This window comes from Erwinia sp. Eh17-17, from assembly GCF_039675725.1.
Taxonomy (GTDB): domain Bacteria; phylum Pseudomonadota; class Gammaproteobacteria; order Enterobacterales; family Enterobacteriaceae; genus Erwinia.
Genome location: NZ_JBDFQT010000002.1, coordinates 309,603 through 331,139, shown reverse-complemented (window position 1 = coordinate 331,139; position 21,537 = coordinate 309,603). Strand labels below are relative to the sequence as shown.

The window sequence follows — 21,537 nt, the reverse complement described above, 5'->3', positions numbered from 1 at the left end:
AGCATTTACCCGACGGGGCGTTCAGCGCTATAAAACCGGCACAAAGAGGGCTACATCATACTTTGTGCCGGTTTTGCTTTTGCCGGGTTGACGTAGGTTTTCTCGCCCGGTAAGGTCTGGGTCGGTGTACTCAAATACACAGTTCCGACTTCTTAAGCCAGGTAATACAGATTAATGAATAAATTCGACCCTCATCGCCGTAAATGGCTGACGTTAGGTGGTGCTGCGCTTGGTATGGCAATGCTCCCCGGACAGGCTTTCGCTTCGCTTTCTACCTCCCGTCCACGCGTATTGACCCTTAATAACCTCAATACCGGTGAAAACCTTAAAACGGAATTCTTTAATGGTAAAAGCTATGACAAGGATGAGCTGGCGCGACTGAATCATTTTTTCCGTGATTACCGTGCGAATAAAAGCAAAAGCATTGACCCCCACCTGTTTGATCAACTCTTCCGTCTGCAAACTCTGCTCGACAGTCGTAAACCGGTACAGCTGATCTCCGGTTACCGTTCACTCGGAACCAATAATTCGTTGCGTTCGCACACCAGAGGCGTGGCTAAACACAGCTACCATACCCTGGGGCAGGCGATGGATTTCCATATTGAAGGGATTTCGTTAAGCAATGTTCGCAAAGCCGCGCTTTCACTGCGGGCGGGTGGTGTAGGATACTATCCGAGTAGTAACTTTGTGCATATTGATACCGGGCCGGTTCGGCACTGGTAAAACGAAATCCCGGCTCCTTATGGTGTCCGGTAACGGAGTATTATGGATTATCATCTTATCCCGGTCACTGCGTTCGCCCAGAACTGTTCGGTGATCTGGTGTACTGAAACCCGTGAGGCCGCTCTGGTCGATCCGGGAGGCGATGCAGAAAAAATTAAGCGTGAAGTCACTGCGCTGGGCGTGACGCTCACGCAAATTCTGCTGACGCACGGTCACCTTGACCATGTTGGTGCCGCTGCAGAACTCGCCGCGCACTATGCCATTCCTGTTACAGGCCCACATAAAGCAGATAAATTCTGGCTGGAAGGTTTACCGATGCAAAGCCAGATGTTTGGTTTTGATGAGTGCCCGCCGCTGGAGCCTGACCGCTGGCTGGAAGAGGGGGAAACCGTTCAGGTAGGGCAGACGTCTCTGGAAGTGTTGCTGTGTCCGGGGCATACGCCGGGCCATATCGTATTTTTTGACCGTGCCGGCCGCCTGCTGGTGTCAGGGGACGTGATTTTCAACGGTGGCGTGGGGCGCTCTGACTTTCCTCAGGGCAGCCACAGTGACCTGATCGCTTCAATTCACAATGAGCTGCTGCCGCTGGGCGATGACGTGACCTTTATTCCGGGACATGGCCCGATGTCTACGCTGGGTCGCGAACGTATCAGTAATCCGTTCCTGCAGTAGACACAAAAAAGGGTGACCGGCAAAACGGTCACCCTTTTTGCACTTCCCCTTGTTACAGCACCGCGACGATGGCTTCACACAGCGGGGACATGTTGTCCGGGGTCATCCCTGCCACGTTGACTCGCCCGGAGTTCACCGCATAAACGCCAAACTCATCACGCAGACGCACAACCTGATCTTTCGTCAGACCGCTGAATGAGAACATGCCGTTCTGACTGATGATAAAGCTGAAATCACCTTTCGCCCCTTTCTCCTGTAGCGTGTTCACAAACAGCTGACGCATACGCTGAATACGTTCACGCATGCTGGTCAACTCCTGCTCCCACAGCGCGCGCAGATCCTTGTTGCCGAGAATCGTTGCCACCACCGCTGCACCGTGGGCGGGTGGGTTAGAGTAGTTGGCACGAATGGTCGCTTTGACCTGGCTGAATGCGGTATCTACCACGGTGGCATCAGCGGCGACGAGGGTAAAGGCACCCACGCGCTCGTTATACAGGCCGAAGTTCTTCGAGTAAGAGCTGCAGACAATCAGTTCCTGATGGCTGGCGGCGAAAGCGCGCAGGCCTTCAGCATCTTCTTCCAGACCACGAGCGAAGCCCTGATAGGCAAAGTCAAACAGCGGCAGCCAGCCTTTCGCCAGCGACAGCTCAGCCAGCTGTGACCACTGGGCAGCCGTTGGGTCAATGCCGGTCGGGTTGTGGCAGCAGCCGTGGAACAGCACGATGTCACCCGCCTGCGCGGCGTTCAGGCTGCTCAGCAGCCCGTCAAAGTCCAGCGTGTGCCGGGCGGCATCGTAGTAGTCGTATTCACACACTTCCAGACCGGCAGCGGCAAACACATTCTTGTGGTTTGGCCAGCTTGGATTGCTGACCCAGATGCGTTTTGCACTGGTCTGCGTGGCAATAAAGTCGGCGGCGACGCGCAGTGCGCCGGTTCCACCTGGGGTCTGAGCCGTACGCGCACGCTGGCTGCTGATCAGGGTGCTATCCGCCCCGAACAGCAGTTCCTGGGTACAGCGCCCAAAGTCGGCGATGCCGTCGATGCTCAGGTAATTTTTGGTGGTTTCGTTTTCCAGCAGATACTGCTCAGCCTTTTTTACGCTGGTCAGTACCGGCGTTTTGCCGGTTTCATCTTTATACACGCCAATACCGAGGTTGATCTTATTTTGGCGGTCATCAGCGCGGAACAGGTCGGCTAAACCAAGAATAGGGTCGGCGGGTGCAGCTGCAATACGTTCAAACATAGTCGAAGTCCGTTAGCTTAATTTAAAGCGAAGTGAGGACTCAGGTTAACGCCAGAATCGGTAAATTACCAACCGTTTGCGTCAAAAAAACAGCAGAAAGGGATGTGAGAACGGAGAAAAACAAAAACGGGGCCGAAGCCCCGTTTGATGCACTGTTAATCGCGACCTTAGCCGCGACTAAGTGGCAATTAGAACTGGTATACCAGGCCAACACCTACAACGTCGTCGGTGCCCACACCCAGGTTACGGGTAGCATCGTTTTCGTCGATCAGGTTGATTTTATAGTCAACGTAGGTAGACATGTTTTTGTTGAAGTAGTAGTAAGAGCCTACTGACACGTATTTGTACAGATCTACGTCGCCAATGCCTTCAACATCTTTCGCTTTATCCTGCACGTATGCCAGGGATGGACGCAGACCGAAGTCGAACTGGTACTGAGCTACTGCTTCAAATTTCTGCTCTTTGTTTACTGTACCATCAGCAGCTACACCGTTAACAGTGCCAGAGATGTAGGTCGCGTTACGCGTTTCGCCGTACATCGCTGCCAGGTAAACATTGTTGGCATCGTATTTAACTGCAGTAGACCATGTTTCTGCTGATTTTCCACCGTTGGCGAAAGTTGCAGCTTCCTGGTTATTAGTACGGTCAGATTTGGTGTAAGCAGCAGTCACACCCACGCCGATTGGAGAGGTATAAGTTACAGAAGAACCCCAGCCGTCGCCGTTCGCTTGCTTGATACCACGACCGGTTGCGTTGTCTTCGTTTTTACCCTGGTATTGCAGAGCAAAGTCCAGGCCATCAACCAGACCGAAGAAGTTGGTGTTACGGTAAGTTGCCAGACCGTTAGAACGACCAACCATGAAGTTATCAGAGTTACCAGTATCACCACCGAATACTGGCAGAACGTCGGTCCATGCCAGTGGGTCGTAACCTACACCGTAGTTACGGCCGTAGTCGAATGAGCCGAACTCAGCAAATTTCAGACCTGCAAAGCCAACACGAGTTTTAGAACCTGTAGTACCTTCAGATTCAGCAACGTTCGCCTGGATGTTATATTCCCACTGGCCGTAACCGGTCAGCTGGTCGTTAATCTGGGTTTCGCCTTTAAAGCCGAAACGGACATAAGAAGCATCACCGTCATCGCCAGCGCTGTCAGAGAAGGTGTGACGCGCATCAACTTTACCGTACAGGTCCAGTTTGTTGCCATCTTTGTTATAGATTTCTGCTGCGTTAGCGGCACCAGCGGCCAACAGTGCTGGGATCACTACTGCAAGAATGTTGCGCTTCATCATTTTTTTATTACCCTCATTGGAGTTATTTGGACACCTGCCACTGCCGTCAATAATTCTTTACAGAACTACGATGAGAGTTTGGTGTCTTCCTGTGTCTGCACGCATCTTTCCATTCACAGCCTGGTTAATCTACCTCGAAAATGCTACCAATCTCTTATTCTGGTAACAAGAGGAAAATATGTATTACAAAATGTAAAAATTACGGAACTTTGTGAACTAACTCTAAATTTACAAAAATAAAAAAAGGCCAGCGAGGCTGACCTTAGTATATATATGAATTTCTTATATTTAATGCAGAAATCAGAACGTCGCGTTGCGTGGAGTGCGCGGGAAGGCGATAACATCTCTTACATTTTGTACGCCAGTGACATAGGCGATTAATCGTTCGAAACCTAAACCGAAACCTGAGTGAGGCACTGTGCCGTAGCGACGCAGGTCGCGATACCACCAGTAATCCTCTTTATTCAGGCCCATCTCGGCCAGGCGTGCATCGAGCACATCCAGACGCTCTTCACGCTGGGAACCACCAATGATTTCACCAATACCCGGAGCCAGAACATCCATGGCCGCCACAGTTTTACCATCGTCGTTCAGGCGCATATAAAACGCTTTGATGTCTTTCGGGTAGTTCTTGACCACCACCGGCGCTTTAAAGTGTTTCTCTGCCAGGTAGCGCTCGTGCTCGGAAGACAGGTCGATGCCCCAGGACACCGGGTTTTCGAACGTCTGGCCCGAGGCCAGCAGGATTTCAACGGCTTCGGTGTAATCAACCTGGGCGAAATCGGTCGTCACAAAACGCTCCAGGCGCGAGATGGCTTCTTTATCTACGCGCTCGGCGAAGAAGGCCATATCATCCGCGCGCTCTTCCAGCACCGCTTTAAACACGTACTTCAGCATCGCTTCTGCCAGAGCGGCGTTATCTTCCAGGTCGGCAAACGCCACTTCCGGCTCCAGCATCCAGAACTCTGCCAGATGGCGGCTGGTGTGGGAGTTCTCTGCACGGAAGGTCGGGCCGAAGGTATAAATTTTGGAAATTGCGCTGGCGTAGGTTTCGCCGTTCAGCTGACCGGATACGGTGAGGAACGCTTCTTTACCGAAGAAGTCTTCATCATAATTGACTTTGCCTTCCGGCGTGCGCGGCAGGTTTTCCATATCCAGCGTAGAGACGCGGAACATTTCGCCCGCACCTTCGGTATCAGACGCGGTGATCAGCGGGGTAGACACCCAGAAGAAACCCTGCTCATCGAAGAAGCGATGCAGCGCCTGGGCCAGAGTGTGGCGTACGCGGGCAACGGCACCAATCAGGTTAGTCCGCGGACGCAGATGGGCGACTTCGCGCAGGTATTCAATACTGTGGCGCTTGGCCGCCATTGGGTAAGTATCCGGGTCATCCACCCAGCCGACTACGTCCACATGGGTAGCCTGAATCTCAAAGCTCTGGCCTTCACCCGGAGACTCAACGACTTTACCGGTGATCACCACGGAACAGCCGGTGGTCAGGCGCAATACTTCTTCCTGATAATTATTCAGAGAATTATTCACGACAGCCTGGACGGGATTAAAGCAGGAACCGTCGTAAACGGCGATAAAGGAAATACCGGCTTTTGAATCTCTTCGGGTACGCACCCAGCCACGTACGGTGACTTCGCTGTCAACCGCGACCCGGCCGTGCAGTACGTCCGCTACAGGCACAACGCTCATATAAGTCTCTCACTTTTAATCTGAATCGGAATTTGATTCCCCGAGATTGGGGTCAGGCTATGTTACTTGCCAGACGAGGAGAAACAAGTGAAATTCCGGGAACGGTGACAGATTTCTTCGATGGAGCGGGGCATCAGGGGCGGATATGACATCCGCCCCTGAAGGCGGCTTAACTGGCTTTTTTGACCAGCGGCAGGTCAAACGCCTTACGCAGGGCGCGCACAAAGGCTTTGTCCTGGCAGATGGTTTTACCCGGACTGTCTGACAGTTTAGCCACGGGTTTACCGTTACACTCCACCAGCTTGATCACGATGTTCAGCGGCTTCACCTGGGGAATATCGCAGGTCAGGCGGGTACCAATACCGAAAATAACATTAATACGCTGGCCGAAATGGCGATAGAGCTGCACCGCTTTATCCAGATCGAGGTTGTCGGAAAACACCAGCGTTTTACTCATCGGGTCGATACCCAGCTGCTGATAATGGGCAATGGCTTTCTCACCCCACTCCAGCGGGTCTCCGGAGTCGTGACGCAGCCCCTGGTAGGCACTGGCGAACTCCAGGCCGAAGTCACGCAGGAAGGCATCCATGGTAATACAGTCAGTCAGAGCAATGCCCAGCTGATTCGGATATTCATCCAGCCATGACTGCAGCGCCGCGCGCTGGCTGTTCGCCAGGACAGGGCTGATCTGCTGATGCGCCTGGAACCACTCATGGGCCTGGGTTCCTACCGGCATAATGCCCAGCTGACGTGCAATCTCGTAGTTACTGGAACCCACCAGCCACGGAAACTCCTGTTTCAGGGTGCTGACAATTGCCAGATGCACATCGTGTGAGAAACGGCGGCGGGTGCCGAAATCCATCAGGCGAAAACGCGACATATCCAGCCCGCTGGTTAGCTGATTAAACTGGATCAGCTTCTTCTTCAGCTGCCCGACCGCCATTTCCGGCGTCACCTCGGGTGAGCGATGGCGGTGCACCACTTCACTGATTAGCGCCAGCAGCGGGACTTCCCACATGATCACTTCACGCCACGGTCCACTGATGCGGATATCCAGTTTTCCCTGGTGATTGCGCACACGCACCTGAGTCGGGTCGTAGCGGAAGGTCCGTAACCAGTTAAGATAATCAGCGGTGAAAAAAGGCAGACCAGAGAGATAGGTGAACTCGTCTTCTGTCAGTGCCAGTGCGGCCATCATGTCGATTTGTTGCTGTATTTCCTCGACATAAATGCCCAGCATGTCATCTCCACGGCAGCGAAACTCAGCCGCAACCGTGACATCGTTATAACGATGAAACACCGCCTGCTGCATATGGAGCTTGTAGGCATCGGTATCGAGGATCGTAGTCAAAATCGGGGAAGCGTGTCGTGTCATGGTGCGTTTCAGCATCCTCTGGCGAAGAGCGTTATCCCTGGTTCAAATGAAGAAAAAGTCGCAGGAGTATAACCCGAATACGGTTTTATTGAACCCGATCACAGCACAATTAAGACGAAGGGGTCGAGGACAATCTGTGCGTTTGTTAATGAAATGTACCATTTCTCAACAAACACCCTGATTGACAGTGATTCAACGTGGCAACCTGGTGATAACAGGAATAGACTTGAAAAGGTTAACTAATTATCGACGTGAGAAGGACTTATGACGCAACTGCCACAAGCCAAAAATCGCCATGATTATCGTGCGCCTGATTACACCATTACCGATATCGATCTGACCTTTAACCTTGATGCCAGTACCACGCAGGTTACCGCCATCAGCCAGATTAAGCGGCTGGGGGCCAGTGGTGCTGAACTGCGTCTGGACGGCGAAGATTTGACGCTGATCTCGCTGCATGTGAACGACCAGCCGTGGCCACATTACCGGCAGGAGGAGGGGGCGCTGGTGCTGCAACAGCTGCCTGATGCCTTCACGCTAAAAATTGTCAATGATATCCACCCGGACCAGAACACCGCGCTGGACGGTCTGTACAAATCCGGTGAAGCGCTCTGCACCCAGTGTGAAGCAGAAGGCTTCCGCCATATCACCTGGTATCTTGACCGCCCGGACGTGCTGGCACGGTTTACCACCACCATTATTGCTGAACAGACGCTGTACCCTTATCTGCTCTCTAATGGCAACCGCGTTGATGGCGGGCAGATGGAAGATGGGCGCCACTGGATGAAGTGGCACGATCCCTTCCCGAAACCGTGTTATCTGTTTGCCGTCGTCGCCGGTGATTTCGACGTGCTGCGTGACAGCTTTAAAACCCGCTCAGGCCGTGACGTCGCTCTGGAAATCTTTGTTGACCGTGGCAATCTCGACCGCGCTGACTGGGCGATGACATCGCTGAAAAACAGCATGAAGTGGGATGAAGATCGCTTCGGGCTGGAGTATGACCTCGACATCTTTATGATTGTCGCCGTCGACTTCTTCAATATGGGGGCGATGGAGAATAAAGGGCTGAACGTCTTTAACTCCAAATATGTGCTGGCCAAGGCGGAAACCGCGACCGATAAAGATTACCTCGGCATTGAAGCTGTGATCGGTCACGAATATTTCCATAACTGGACCGGTAACCGTGTCACCTGCCGCGACTGGTTCCAGCTCAGCCTTAAAGAGGGGCTGACGGTGTTCCGCGATCAGGAATTCAGCTCCGATCTCGGTTCGCGTGCGGTTAACCGCATCGACAACGTGCGCGTGATGCGCGGTTCGCAGTTCGCCGAAGACGCCAGCCCGATGGCGCACCCGATTCGCCCGGAGCAGGTGATCGAGATGAACAACTTCTACACCCTGACGGTGTACGAGAAGGGTTCAGAGGTGATCCGTATGCTTCACACCCTGCTGGGAGAGGAAAACTTCCAGAAGGGCATACAGCTTTACTTCGAACGTCACGATGGCAGCGCCGCGACCTGTGATGACTTCGTTCAGGCCATGGAGGATGCGTCTAACGTTGATCTGTCGCAGTTCCGTCGCTGGTACAGCCAGTCCGGCACGCCGGTCGTATCAATCCGCGACGACTACAACCCGGAACTGCAGCAGTACACCCTGCATGTTACCCAGATGACGCCGCCAACGGCCGACCAGAAAGAGAAGCTGCCGCTGCATATTCCGTTGGATATTGAACTGTACGACAGCGAAGGCAACGTTATCCCGCTACAGCACGATGGTCACCCGGTGCATCATGTGCTGAACGTCACCGAAGCATTCCAGACCTTTGTGTTTGATAACGTGCATTCCCAGCCGGTGCCTTCTCTGCTGCGTGAATTCTCCGCGCCGGTCAAACTGGACTATAACTGGAGCGATGCGCAGTTAACCTTCCTGATGCGCTACGCGCGCAATGATTTTGCCCGCTGGGATGCGGCGCAAAGTCTGATGGCGAACTACATCAAGATCAACGTGGCCCGCCAGCAGCAGGGGCAGCCGCTGTCACTGCCGTTACACGTTGCGGATGCCTTCCGTGCGGTACTGCTGTCGGAGTCCATCGATCCGGCGCTGATGGCCCTGATCCTGTCGCTGCCGGGTGAGAATGAGATCGCCGAGCTGTTCGATATCATTGATCCGCAGGCCAATGCAACGGTGCGTGAAGCGCTGGTGCGTACGCTGGCGAAGGAACTGGAAGATGAGCTGCTGGCGGTCTACTACGCCAGCCAGACGCCGGAGTACCGCATTGAACACGCGGATATTGGCAAGCGTTCGCTGAAAAATGTCTGCCTGAGCTATCTGGCCTTTACTGACGAAGCCCAGGCCGACAAGCTGGTCAGTGCGCAGTATCATCATGCCAACAACATGACCGATACTGTGGCCGCGCTGTCCGCTGCGATTGCTGCACAGTTGCCGTGTCGTGCAGCGCTGTTTGCCGATTTTGACGTGCGCTGGCACAAAGATGGTCTGGTGATGGATAAGTGGTTTACCCTGCAGGCGACCAGCCCGGCCGCAGACGTGCTGGCTCAGGTCCGTGCGCTGCTCAGTCACCGTTCCTTTACCCTGAGCAACCCGAACCGCATCCGATCGCTGATTGGCGCTTTTGCTGCGGCAAATCCAGCGGCATTCCACGCGCCTGACGGCAGTGGCTACCAGTTCCTGGTGGAAATCCTCAGCGATCTGAACACCCGCAATCCGCAGGTAGCGGCGCGGATGATTGAGCCGCTGATCCGCCTGAAACGCTATGACGCCGGCCGTCAGGCGCTGATGCGTAACGCGCTGGAACAGTTAAAAGGGCTGGATAAACTGTCCAGCGATCTGTTCGAGAAGATTAGCAAAGCGCTGAACGCCTGATAACGGCCGTCAGTGATGACAATAAAAAATGGGCGATTTTTCGCCCATTTTTTTATCCGTGAGCATACTGTTGTCTGTGCTGCACGGGGGAACGCTTCATCACCCGGTCCAGCACTTCCGCTTCCAGCTCTGCCAGCTTCACCGAGCCTTTACGGCGCGGGCGCGGCAGGTCGACCAGCAGGTCCAGCCCGATATTCCCTTCTTCGATCAGCAGTACGCGGTCGGCCATGGCCACGGCTTCGCTGACGTCATGCGTCACCAGCAGCACGGTAAAGTGATGCTGCTGCCACAGCGACGCAATAAGGTCCTGCATCTCGATACGGGTTAAGGCATCCAGCGCACCGAGCGGTTCATCCAGCAGAAGTAGTCCGGGACGGTGAATGAGCGCCCGCGCCAGCGCCACGCGCTGCTTCTGGCCGCCGGACAGGGCGGCCGGCCATTCATGCGCGCGGTCCGCCAGGCCAACCGCGTCGAGGGCAGCCAGTGCCCGATCTTTCCAGGCTTTGCCTTTCAGTCCGAGGCCAACGTTATCGATGACGCTCTTCCACGGCAGCAGGCGGGCATCCTGAAACATCAGACGAATATCCTCCCTGACCTCACTGAGCGGCGCGCTTCCGGCCAGCAGTTCACCGCTGCTGCTTTTCTCCAGCCCGGCCAGCAGGCGCAGCAGGGTACTTTTACCACAGCCGCTGCGCCCGACCACCGCGACAAACTGACCGGAAGGAATATGCAGTTCGATATTATTCAGCACCGTGCGCTGGTGGTACTGCTTGCTGACGCCGTTGATCGACAGCGGCGTACCGGCATTAAGACGCGCCGGAGATGTGCTTAACTCGCTCATGCGTTTTCCCCTTTTAATTGATACGCCGGGTGCCAGCGCAGCCATACGCGTTCGAGCAGCAGTGCGCTGACGTCAGCCAGTTTGCCGAGCAGGGCGTAGAGAATAATTGCCACCACCACCACATCGGTTTGCAGGAACTCCCTGGCGTTCATCGCCAGATAGCCGATGCCTGAATTGGCCGAAATGGTTTCGGCTACGATCAGCGTCAGCCACATCAGGCCCAGCGCAAAGCGCACGCCGACCATAATGGAGGGCAGGGCGCCGGGCAGCACCACCTGTATAAACAGGCTCCAGCCGGAGAGGCCGTAGCTGCGCGCCATCTCCACCAGACCACGGTCAATATTGCGGATACCGTGATAGGTATTCAGGTAGACCGGAAACAGCGTTCCCAACGCCACCAGGAAAATCTTGGCCGATTCATCAATCCCGAACCACAGGATCACCAGTGGGATCAGCGCCAGGTGCGGCACGTTACGTAACATCTGCACTGAGGTATCCAGCAGGCGCTCACCCAGTTTCGACATGCCGGTGATCAGACCCAGTAGCAGGCCAATCGAGCCGCCGATGCTGAAACCTATCGCCGCACGCCAGCTGCTGATCGCCAGGTGTTGCCAGAGCTCACCGCTGGCCGACAGCTTCCAGAAGGTGACAACAACCGATTCGGGCGAGGGCAGAATGCGCGTTGACAGCCAGCCCGCCTGTGAGGCGAGCTGCCACAGGGCGACCAGCAGAACCGGGAGTGCCCACGGCAGCAGTCTGTTACCGATAAGATTCAGCGTTTTACTCATTTCTCACCTCTAACTCTGAGAGACTTTTTGCGGGGCAAAATCATGGGCTACGGCTTCACCATGCGCCTTGATCACCCTTGGCTGCGGTACTTCCGGCACGTTGAGGTCAAGGTGCGGGAACAGCAGCTCGCCCACGCGATACGCCTCTTCCAGGTGCGGATAACCGGAAAGGATAAAGGTTTCGATACCCAGATCGGCATACTCCTGCATGCGGGCGGCCACCGTCGGGCCATCGCCCACTAACGCCGTCCCCGCACCGCCGCGCACCAGACCGACACCGGCCCACAGATTCGGGCTGATCTCTAACTGGTCGCGTTTACCGCCGTGCAGTGCCGCCATGCGCTGCTGGCCTACAGAGTCTGTCTTCGCCAGCGCGGCCTGCGCTTTGGCAATGGTGGCATCATCCAGGTGTGAGATCAGACGGTCGGCGGCCTGCCAGGCCTCTTCGTTGGTTTCGCGCACAATCACATGCAGGCGAATGCCGAAACGAACCTGACGCCCCAGTGCGGCGGCTTTCGCCCTTACCTGCGCAATCTTCTCTTTCACCTGTTCAGGCGGTTCACCCCACGTCAGATAGACATCCACCTGCTCGGCAGCCAGGTCCTGCGCCACCTCCGAAGAGCCGCCAAACCACAGCGGCGGGCGCGGCTGCTGCACCGGCTTAAACATCAGTCGTGCGCCGCGTACGTGAATATGTTTGCCTTCATAATCAACCGTCTCGCCTTCCAGTACGCGCCGCCAGACGCGGGTGAACTCGGCAGATTCGGCATAGCGCTCGCGATGGTCGAGGAATACGCCATCTCCGGCCAGCTCTTCCGCGTCACCGCCGGTGACCAGATTAAACAGGGCGCGGCCGTTAGACAGGCGATCGAGCGTGGCGGCCTGGCGTGCGGCCTGCGTCGGAGAAATAACGCCGGGACGCAGCGCGACCAGGAAGCGCAGACGCTGGGTCACCGGGATCAGCGATGCGGCGACCAGCCAGGCGTCTTCACAGGAACGACCGGTCGGGATCAGCACACCGCCAAATCCCAGACGGTCGGCAGCCTGAGCGATCTGTTGCAGATAGGCGTGATCCACCGGGCGTGCGCCCTCGTCGGTGCCTAAATATTTTCCATCACCGTGAGTGGGAAGAAACCAGAATACGGAAAGGCTCATTGTATAACTCCTCAATCAATGGGGGGTCGGGCCGTGCCAGATGCGGCTGGAAATATCGACTTTCACCGGCATCAGGTGGCTGTTGTAAAACAGGTCAGCCGTTTGCTGCTGCGCATGCGCCGTTTTCTCACTCACCAGGCTGATGGACGTTGGCGGACGGTGATCGAAATAGGTGGCGATCACCTGTTTTGGCAGCCCCATCGCCTGAGCGAGCAGGTCCACGCTCTCTTCACGATGGCTGCGCGTCAGGGCATCGGCCTGGCTGAAGGTATCCAGTACCTGTTGCAGAAACGCGCCGTTTTTCTCAGTGAACGGTCGGGTGGCGAGATAGAACGAACCGGTCAGATTGAGCGTGTCGCCATTCTTCAGTACGCGCACGCCACCCTGCTGCAGCGCGGCAGAGTAATACGGGTCCCAGATTGCCCAGGCATCGACATCACCCTGCTGAAAAGCTGCGCGGGCATCGGCTGGGGTCAGAAATGCAGGCTGGATGTCTTTAAAGCTGAGACCGGCTTCCTGTAATGCACGTAACAGCAGGTTGTGGGAGCTGGAGCCCTTCTGGAAGGCCACCTTATGGCCTCTGAGGTCGGCCACGGTTTTCAGCGGGCTGTCTTCACGCACCAGAATGACTTCCGCCTCAGGTTTTGGCGGCTCCGAACCGACATACAGCAGATCGGCTCCGGCAGCCTGAGCAAAAATCGGCGGGATATCGCCGGTGCTGCCAAGGTCAATGCTGTTGACGTTTAACGCCTCCAGCATCTGTGGGCCGGCAGGAAACTCAACCCATTTAATGGTGGTGTGAGGAAAGCGTTTCTCCAGCAGCTGGTGGGATTTCGCCAGAACCATACTGACCGAACCTTTCTGATAGCCAATGCGCACCTGCGCCGGGGCATCCTGAGACTCTGCTGCTGTCGCCTGACCGGCCAGCAGGCCAGTGACGAACAGCGTGGTGATTAAGCGGGAAAACAATTGCATCATTGATTACCTGTTCAGACGGCGGTTGCCAGAGGTTGGTGGCGGCGGGCCAGTGCGTGCCAGAAGGTGTCGATCGACTCCGCCAGGCGCTCAGCCAGAATCGGAGACAGTTCGGGGGTACGGTCATAGTGGCTGATCTGCGTATCGTCAGCGAAGACACCGTGCAGCACTTCCTGCGCTTTCAGCGCGTTCAGCACCGGCTTCAGGGCATAATCTACCGCCAGCAGATGCGCGACGGTGCCGCCAGTGGCCAGCGGTAGCACCACCTTATGTTCCAGCGCGCGCTCAGGCAGCAGGTCCAGCAGGGTTTTCAACGCCCCGGCAAAAGAGGCCTTATAGACCGGGGTAGCGACAATCAGCCCGTCGGCGGAGGCGAGGTCTTCTTTTAATGCCAGAAGGGCAGGGGAATCGAAGCGGGCATAGAGCAGATCTTCAGGATTGAAATTATGCAGATTCCACGGAATAACCTCGACGCCCCGTTTTTCCAGAGCGTGCTGGCAGATTGTCAGCAGCGCGGTGGAGCGGGAGGGGAAACGGGGGCTTCCCGCCAGAGTAATAACGCGCATATTCTCTCCTTATAACTAAAAGTTATTGATAGGCTGAATTCAAGAACCGATGTGTCATCCTGACAGAGCGCGTTTGGACGCTTAAATGATTTATCCGGCATATTTTTGCCGTTTTGGACATATGGAGCGTCACCGGTGTCCTGCTGAGGTAAAAAAACTGCCCGTTCAGGCCCGCTTTTGCGCCAGGTCATTTCCCTTTAAGCTCTGAAACCCGGATAATACGACCCCGATTTTCCATCGGGACCTCAGGAGTGACCATGTATTACCCTTTCGTTCGTAAGGCGCTGTTTCAGCTCGATCCTGAGCGCGCGCATGACCTGACTTTGCAGCAGTTAAAGCGCCTTTCCGGCACCCCACTGATCGGCCTGATCCGCCAGTCACTTCCGTTTAAGCCAGTCACCTGTATGGGGCTGACCTTCAAGAACCCGCTGGGTCTGGCTGCCGGGCTGGACAAAAATGGTGAATGCATCGATGCGTTCGGGGCGATGGGGTTTGGATCGATTGAAATTGGCACGGTGACGCCGCGTCCACAGCCCGGTAATGATAAGCCGCGTATGTTCCGCATAGTGGCTGCGGAGGGGATCATCAACCGCATGGGCTTCAACAATCTGGGGGTGGATAACCTGGTGGAGAATGTGAAGAAAGCCCACTTCGACGGAATTCTCGGCATTAATATCGGCAAGAATAAAGACACGCCCGTTGAGCTGGGGAAAGAAGATTATTTAACCTGCATGGATAAAATTTATGCCTATGCCGGTTACATCGCCATCAATATCTCTTCGCCGAACACGCCAGGTTTACGATCTTTACAATACGGTGAGGCGCTGGATGATTTGCTGGCAGCGATTAAAATTCGTCAGAACGATCTTCAACAGATCCACCACAAATATGTCCCTGTGGCGGTGAAGATCGCGCCAGATCTTTCTGAAGAAGAATTGATCCAGGTGGCCGACAGTTTAGTGCGTCACAATATCGATGGCGTGATTGCTACCAATACCACGCTCGATCGCGATCTGGTCAAAGGATTAAAACATGCGGAAGAAGCGGGTGGATTAAGTGGCCGTCCGGTGCAGCTGCGCAGTACTGAAATTGTTCGCCGCCTGTCTCAGGAATTACAGGGACGCATCCCGATTATTGGTGTGGGCGGTATTGATTCACTGGTTTCGGCGCGTGAAAAAATCGCGGCAGGAGCCTCGCTGGTGCAAATATATTCCGGTTTTATTTACAAAGGCCCGCCTTTGATAAAAGAAATTGTGAGTCACATCTAGGTTAAATCTTAGTTAAATATGCCAGGGGCTTTATTTTCGCCTCTGGCTCGTTTATATTTTGTTCTGGTCAGACAATATTCAAATTTTACAGAGGGTGCTGAAAGCATAACGTTAGCCTCTGATTTCCGGAAAAAGTTAATTAAATTTCCGGCTACTTGTAACTAAGTATTAATACAGGAACCATCATGAGGATAAAACCAGACGATAACTGGCGTTGGTTTTTCGACGCAGAACATGACCGGATGATGCTCGACCTGGCTGATGGTATGTTGTTCCGTTCGCGTTTTCCGCGCAAAATGTTAACGCCTGACGCCTTTGATGTTTCCGGTTTCTGTGTTGATGATGCCGCGCTGTTCTTCACCTTTGATGAGCGCTGCCGTGATGCACAGCTCAATGTCGATCAGCGTGCAGAACTGGTGCTGAATGCGCTGGTGGCAACCCGTTTTCTGAAGCCGCTGATGCCGAAAAGCTGGCACTTCAACAGTCATCACCAGGCTGACTGGCGTCCGTCTGATGGTGAGCTGGTTAACGTTACCGTGTCAGAAAGCGGGGAAACGGCCGTGTTGCTGGTGGTGGAGTCCGGTGAGAGTGCCGCACTGTGCCTGCTGGCGCAGCCGCAGCTGAATGTGGCAGGGCGCGGTATGGTGCTGGGTGATGCGATAAAAATTATGCATGACCGTCTGAAGCCACAGGCCAGCGCCGAAATTCATGGTTTTGCCCGCGCGGTGTAAGCCACCGCGCTTCAGTCAGCGCAGAACCAGATCGCCCGCCGGAATACAGCTACAGCTCAGTAGCGTACCGTCTTCACGTACCGCCCCTTTTTTCATTTCCGTGACCTCTCCGCTGACCCGCGTCACTTTGCAGCTGCCGCAAATCCCCGAACGGCAGGAATAGGGCACTTTAATTCCCTGAAGCTCCAGCTGTTCCAGTAAAACCTGCTGATTATTGCCGGTAAAATGCTGCCCCTGCCAGTTAATCGCCACTTCACGTTCTGCCACAGTCGCAACATCCAGCGTTTCCGTGACCCGCCCTGCACCGTACTCGCGTGGCGCATGAGTGGTTAACACTCTGAGTTCATCACCTGCCCGCAGTACGCCGCTGTTACGTGCCACCAGGTTAAGACCAAAGTCGACATCACCGGAAGAGTCCTGAGCGCTGCGGAAACCCTGCAACGTGTTGAGCGGTTCTCCGGCCGGGTGTTTGCGCCCGCGTTGGGGGCTGACCGTCGTCAATACGCAGCGGCTACAGGGTTTTGGCACATCGAAAATAATCTCACCAATACTGAAGGACGACCAGCTATCTTCCTCCCATGCGCTGGCACCGCTGACGACCAGATTGGGACGGAACTGCTCCACCCTTACGCCTGCCGGACAGCGCTGCTGCAGGTCACGCAGTGAAGCGTCGTTAATTAGCAGGAACGGATAGCCATCGGCAAAGCCGAGCGGCACCTGATCAAAGTGTTTGACCCGGCGAGTCATCGCTTCGCCTACCCAGCGCAGCTCTACCCTGCGGGGAAAGAACCCGCTCAGCCACTGATTAATGCTCTCCGGTGCGATGAGCGCCGTAAACTGACTGCCCCAGACTTCGGTGGGGGCCGGGGTCTGCTGGAAATCGGCAAAACGCACGGTGGCGCTGCTGCCGTCGGGGGCACTGAGATGCAGTCCGTCGACGATAAGCGCCGGGGTAAACAGCACCATTTCGGGATACTGCCGTGCGGTAATAAACGTGCCATCGGGTTCGGTCAGCATAAAAATACGGTCGAATGCCAGTCCGCTGCTCAGCGCCTGCGCATGGGAAACCTGCATGCCACGCATTGATTTAACGGGATGAACATATAAACGGGACAGACTGATCATGGCATTCTCCTTAGCGCCGTAGTGCTCACCCCGGTTCTTTACAGGGTTTTTGCAGTTATCAGCGCTAACTTTATGACATGCCGCCATGATTAGCTATAATGCGCAGCAATTTCTGATGACGATAAGTGACGCTATGAATTCTCTGTTTGCCAGTACGGCGCGTGGGCTCGAAGAGCTGTTAAAAAGTGAGCTGGAGGCGCTGGGGGCCCAGGGCTGTCAGGTAGTCCAGGGTGGCGTGCATTTCCAGGGCGATGATCGTCTGATGTATCAGAGTCTGATGTGGAGCCGCCTGGCTTCACGTATTTTGCTGCCGTTAACCGAATGTGGCGTTTACAGCGACCTCGACCTCTATCTTGGCGTTCAGGCTATCGACTGGCCGGCCATGTTTGGCAGTGACAAAACGTTTGTGGTGCATTTCAGCGGCCTGAATGAGGTTATCCGCAACAGCCAGTACGGCGCGCTGAAAGTGAAAGACGCTATCGTCGATAGTTTTACCCGTAAAAATCTGCCGCGTCCGAATGTTGACCGTGAAGAGGCCGATATTCGCGTGAACGTCTGGCTGAATAAAGACACGGCGAGCATTGCGCTGGATCTGAGCGGTGACGGCCTGCACCAGCGTGGCTATCGCCAGCAGACCGGGCAGGCGCCGCTTAAAGAGACGCTGGCTGCCGCTATCGTGCTGCGTTCCGGCTGGAAGGTCGGTTCTCCACTGGTCGATCCAATGTGTGGTTCCGGAACCCTGCTGATTGAAGCGGCGATGATCGCCTGCGATCGCGCGCCGGGTTTACAGCGTAAACACTGGGGTTTTACCGGCTGGAGTCAGTTTAATCAGTCGATCTGGAGTGATGTCACGCGTGACGCGCACGAACGCGCGGCGAAGGGCGTGTCCGGGACCACCTCACGTTTCTACGGTTACGATAATGATTCGCGAGTGATTGAGCGCGCACGCGCTAACGCCCGTAATGCCGGGCTGGCTGATCTCATCGCCTTCACGACTCAGGATGTGCTGAAGCTGACTAATCCGCTGGAACAGGGGGTGACCGGAACGGTGCTGAGTAATCCTCCCTACGGTGAACGTCTGGATAGTGAACCTGCGCTGATTGCGCTGCACGGCCAGTTGGGCCGTATCATGAAAACGCACTTTGGCGGCTGGAACCTCTCTCTGTTCAGCGCGTCGCCGGAGCTGTTAAGCTGCCTGCAGCTGCGAGCGGATCGCCAGTTTAAAGCGAAAAACGGCCCGCTGGACTGCGTGCAGAAAAACTACCAGCTGGCCGAAAACCCGACAGGTGCGGCAGCGGGGCAGCTGGCAGAGGACTACGCTAACCGCCTGCGTAAAAATACTAAAAAGCTGGATAAATGGGCGCGTCAGGAAGGGATTGAGTGTTACCGCGTTTACGATGCTGACCTGCCTGACTACAACGTGGCGGTTGACCGCTACGGTGACTGGGTCGTGGTGCAGGAGTATGCGGCACCGAAAACCATTGAGCCCGCCAAAGCGCGTCAGCGTCTGTTTGATGTGATCGCGGCCACCCTGAGCGTGCTGGAACTGCCTGCAAATCGCCTGGTGCTGAAGACACGTGAAAAGCAGAAAGGAAAAAACCAGTATCAGAAACTGGGTGAAAAGGGCGATTTCTTTGAGGTCGGTGAGTTTAACGCCAGATTATGGGTTAATCTGACGGACTATCTGGATACCGGTCTGTTCCTCGATCACCGTGTTGCCCGTAAAATGCTGGGGCAGATGAGTAAAGGGAAAGATTTCCTGAACCTGTTTGCCTACACCGGCAGCGCCAGCGTACATGCCGGACTCGGCGGTGCACGCAGCACCACCACCATTGATATGTCCCGCACCTACCTGGAGTGGGCCGAGCGTAATATGCGTCTCAATGGTCTGTCCGGCCGTCAGCATCGCCTGATGCAGGCCGACTGCCTGAGCTGGCTGCGCGATGCCGATGAACAGTTTGATCTGATCTTTATCGATCCGCCAACGTTCTCCAACTCCAAGCGCATGGAAGAGAGTTTTGATGTGCAGCGCGATCATCTCGATCTGATGAAAGACCTCAAGCGTATTCTGCGCAAAGGCGGCACCGTGATGTTCTCTAACAACAAACGCGGCTTCAAAATGGATCTCGCCGGGCTGGAAGCACTGGGGCTGGCCGCTCAGGAAATCACCGCGAAAACCCAGTCACAGGATTTCGCCCGTAACCGTCAAATTCACAACTGCTGGCTGATTACTCACGCCGGTAAGGAATAAGTTTTTATGTCACTAATCAGTATTCATGGCGCTTACCTCTCATTCAGCGACGCGCCGCTGTTGGATAACACGGAACTGCACATCGAAGAAAACGAGCGCGTCTGTCTGGTAGGCCGTAACGGGGCGGGTAAATCCACCCTGATGAAGATCATTAACCGCGAGCAGCCGCTGGACGACGGGCGCATTATTTATGAGCAGGATCTGGTGGTGGCACGCCTCCAGCAGGATCCTCCGCGTAACGTGCAGGGGTCGGTGTATGACTTCGTCGCAGAAGGCGTGGAAGAGCAGGCTGAGCATCTTAAGGCTTATCACGCTATCTCTCATAAAGTGATGGAAGATCCGAGTGATAAAAACCTGAACGAGATGGCACGTTTACAGGGCATTCTTGACCACCAGAATCTGTGGCAGCTGGAAAGCCGTATTCATGATGTACTGCAACAAATCGGTCTGGATGGCGAAGCGGATCTCTCCTCGCTATCCGGTGGCTGGCTGCGTAAAGCCGCGCTCGGACGTGCGCTGGTCAGCAACCCGAAAGTGCTGATGCTGGATGAGCCAACGAACCACCTGGATATTGAAACCATCGACTGGCTGGAAACGTTCCTGAAAACGTTCCAGGGCAGCATTATCTTCATTTCGCATGACCGTTCGTTTATTCGCAATATGGCAACGCGCATTGTAGATCTTGACCGCGGTAAGCTGGTTTCCTGGCCGGGTGACTACGATCTGTATCTGACCAGTAAAGAAGAAGCGCTGCGCGTGGAAGAGATGCAGAACGCCGAATTTGACCGTAAACTGGCGCAGGAAGAAGTGTGGATCCGTCAGGGCATCAAGGCCCGTCGTACGCGTAACGAAGGGCGCGTGCGTGCGCTGAAAGCGCTGCGTCGCGAGCGTTCTGACCGCCGTGAAGTGATGGGCAAAGCCAACATGCAGGTGGAAGAGGCTTCGCGCTCCGGCAAGATTGTCTTTGAGCTGGAAAACGTCAACTATTCAGTAGGCGGCAGACAGCTGGTGCGAGATTTCTCGCGCCAGGTGCAGCGCGGTGACAAAATCGCCCTGATCGGCTCGAACGGCTGTGGCAAAACGACCATGCTGAAGCTGATGCTTGACCAGCTTAAGGCGGACAGCGGCCGCGTGCATATCGGGACCAAACTGGAAGTGGCGTACTTTGACCAGCACCGCGCCGATCTGGATCCGGACCGCACGGTCATGGACAACCTGGCTGAAGGTAAGCAGGAAGTCATGGTCAACGGTAAGCCGCGCCACGTGCTGGGCTACCTGCAGGAATTCCTGTTCCACCCCAAACGTGCCATGACCCCGGTACGCGCGCTGTCCGGTGGGGAGCGAAACCGCCTGCTGCTGGCACGCCTGTTCCTTAAACCGAGCAATCTGTTAATCCTCGATGAACCGACCAACGACCTCGACGTGGAAACGCTGGAGCTGTTAGAAGAGCTGGTGGATGGCTATCAGGGAACGGTACTGCTGGTGAGCCACGATCGTCAGTTCGTCGATAATACGGTGACCGAGTGCTGGATCTTTGAAGGTAACGGCGATATCGGTGCCTTTGTTGGCGGCTACCACGATGCGCAGCTGCAGCGCAGCGCATTTAAGCAGAATCGTGCGAATGCAAAAGCCAGCAGTTCGCAACCGCGTCAGGAAAGCGCTAAAAGTGAAGTTGTGAAAAAATCAGCCGCTAAGCTGAGCTACAATTTGCAACGAGAGTTGGAACAGCTGCCGAAAAAAATGGAGGAGCTGGAAGCCCGTCTGGGAGCCTACCAGGCTCAGGTTGCCGATGCGAATTTCTTCAATCAGCCTCATGAGGTGACCCAGCCAGTGCTGGACGCTCTCGCCGGGGCTGAGCAGGAGCTGGAAGTCGCTTTCGAACGTTGGGAATATCTGGAATCGTTAAGCAACGGCGCCTGATACGACTGTTCTGATATTACTGAGGGTAAGG

General features: G+C 55.2%; 17 protein-coding genes. 7 read left to right on the top strand and 10 right to left on the bottom strand.

Annotation, left to right across the window (positions count from 1 at the left end):
- Positions 1–174 precede the first annotated feature (174 nt).
- Both ABEH87_RS06950 and ABEH87_RS06945 read left to right on the top strand, forming a co-directional pair.
- Positions 175–723, top strand: coding sequence for a YcbK family protein (locus tag ABEH87_RS06950; protein ID WP_346575156.1), 549 nt, complete (start codon positions 175–177; stop codon positions 721–723).
- A 42-nt stretch (positions 724–765) separates the two neighbouring features.
- Complete coding sequence (locus ABEH87_RS06945; RefSeq protein ID WP_346575154.1) at positions 766–1,395, top strand: MBL fold metallo-hydrolase; 630 nt, start codon at positions 766–768, stop codon at positions 1,393–1,395.
- A 52-nt stretch (positions 1,396–1,447) separates the two neighbouring features.
- Here the strand turns inward: ABEH87_RS06945 and ABEH87_RS06940 are convergent, their stop codons facing one another.
- The 4 genes from ABEH87_RS06940 to pncB all read right to left on the bottom strand — a co-directional run bounded on the left by ABEH87_RS06940 (position 1,448) and on the right by pncB (position 7,006).
- Complete coding sequence (locus ABEH87_RS06940) at positions 1,448–2,638, bottom strand: amino acid aminotransferase (RefSeq protein ID WP_346575152.1); 1,191 nt, start codon at positions 2,636–2,638, stop codon at positions 1,448–1,450.
- Positions 2,639–2,826: 188 nt separating this feature from the next.
- Positions 2,827–3,930, bottom strand: a complete 1,104-nt coding sequence (gene ompC, locus ABEH87_RS06935) for a porin OmpC (protein WP_346575150.1) — start codon at positions 3,928–3,930, stop codon at positions 2,827–2,829.
- Between the two features lie 300 nt (positions 3,931–4,230).
- Positions 4,231–5,631 (bottom strand): asparagine--tRNA ligase, encoded by a 1,401-nt coding sequence (gene asnS / locus ABEH87_RS06930; protein ID WP_346575148.1) that lies wholly within the window; start codon positions 5,629–5,631, stop codon positions 4,231–4,233.
- Between the two features lie 169 nt (positions 5,632–5,800).
- A complete protein-coding gene (gene pncB, locus ABEH87_RS06925) occupies positions 5,801–7,006 on the bottom strand; it encodes a nicotinate phosphoribosyltransferase (protein ID WP_346575146.1) in 1,206 nt (401 codons plus the stop codon).
- 264 nt (positions 7,007–7,270) lie between these two features.
- Between pncB and pepN the strand changes: the two genes are divergently transcribed.
- Positions 7,271–9,886 carry an aminopeptidase N gene (gene pepN, locus ABEH87_RS06920; protein ID WP_346575144.1) on the top strand — a complete coding sequence of 872 codons (2,616 nt, stop codon included), beginning with the start codon at positions 7,271–7,273 and terminating at the stop codon, positions 9,884–9,886.
- A 52-nt stretch (positions 9,887–9,938) separates the two neighbouring features.
- Here the strand turns inward: pepN and ssuB are convergent, their stop codons facing one another.
- The 5 genes from ssuB to ssuE are packed head-to-tail and all read right to left on the bottom strand — an operon-like array spanning position 9,939 to position 14,211.
- A complete protein-coding gene (ssuB, locus tag ABEH87_RS06915) occupies positions 9,939–10,727 on the bottom strand; it encodes an aliphatic sulfonates ABC transporter ATP-binding protein (protein ID WP_346575142.1) in 789 nt (262 codons plus the stop codon).
- Positions 10,724–11,515: an aliphatic sulfonate ABC transporter permease SsuC gene (ssuC, locus tag ABEH87_RS06910; RefSeq protein ID WP_346575140.1), complete on the bottom strand. Its 792-nt coding sequence runs from the start codon at positions 11,513–11,515 to the stop codon at positions 10,724–10,726. The genes ssuB and ssuC overlap by 4 nt, the downstream gene beginning before the upstream one ends.
- Before the next feature lie 9 nt (positions 11,516–11,524).
- Entirely contained in the window at positions 11,525–12,670 is a 1,146-nt protein-coding gene (gene ssuD / locus ABEH87_RS06905) for an FMNH2-dependent alkanesulfonate monooxygenase (protein WP_346575138.1), read from the bottom strand.
- A gap of 15 nt (positions 12,671–12,685) precedes the next feature.
- The gene (locus ABEH87_RS06900) at positions 12,686–13,645 is read right to left on the bottom strand and encodes a sulfonate ABC transporter substrate-binding protein (protein ID WP_346576173.1); all 960 of its coding nucleotides are present in this window, start codon (positions 13,643–13,645) and stop codon (positions 12,686–12,688) included.
- 14 nt (positions 13,646–13,659) lie between these two features.
- The gene (gene ssuE, locus ABEH87_RS06895; RefSeq protein ID WP_346575137.1) at positions 13,660–14,211 is read right to left on the bottom strand and encodes an NADPH-dependent FMN reductase; all 552 of its coding nucleotides are present in this window, start codon (positions 14,209–14,211) and stop codon (positions 13,660–13,662) included.
- Between the two features lie 257 nt (positions 14,212–14,468).
- Between ssuE and pyrD the strand changes: the two genes are divergently transcribed.
- Positions 14,469–15,479, top strand: coding sequence for a quinone-dependent dihydroorotate dehydrogenase (pyrD, locus tag ABEH87_RS06890; protein ID WP_346575136.1), 1,011 nt, complete (start codon positions 14,469–14,471; stop codon positions 15,477–15,479).
- Positions 15,480–15,664: 185 nt separating this feature from the next.
- A complete protein-coding gene (locus tag ABEH87_RS06885; protein WP_346575135.1) occupies positions 15,665–16,210 on the top strand; it encodes a cell division protein ZapC in 546 nt (181 codons plus the stop codon).
- 15 nt (positions 16,211–16,225) lie between these two features.
- Here ABEH87_RS06885 and ABEH87_RS06880 read toward each other — a convergent pair whose 3' ends face one another.
- Positions 16,226–17,335 carry a YcbX family protein gene (locus ABEH87_RS06880; RefSeq protein ID WP_346575133.1) on the bottom strand — a complete coding sequence of 370 codons (1,110 nt, stop codon included), beginning with the start codon at positions 17,333–17,335 and terminating at the stop codon, positions 16,226–16,228.
- A gap of 133 nt (positions 17,336–17,468) precedes the next feature.
- On the opposite strand from ABEH87_RS06880, the gene rlmKL reads away from it, so the two are divergent.
- Positions 17,469–19,586: a bifunctional 23S rRNA (guanine(2069)-N(7))-methyltransferase RlmK/23S rRNA (guanine(2445)-N(2))-methyltransferase RlmL gene (rlmKL, locus tag ABEH87_RS06875; protein WP_346576172.1), complete on the top strand. Its 2,118-nt coding sequence runs from the start codon at positions 17,469–17,471 to the stop codon at positions 19,584–19,586.
- A 6-nt stretch (positions 19,587–19,592) separates the two neighbouring features.
- Positions 19,593–21,506: an ABC transporter ATP-binding protein gene (locus ABEH87_RS06870; protein ID WP_346575131.1), complete on the top strand. Its 1,914-nt coding sequence runs from the start codon at positions 19,593–19,595 to the stop codon at positions 21,504–21,506.
- Positions 21,507–21,537 lie beyond the last annotated feature (31 nt).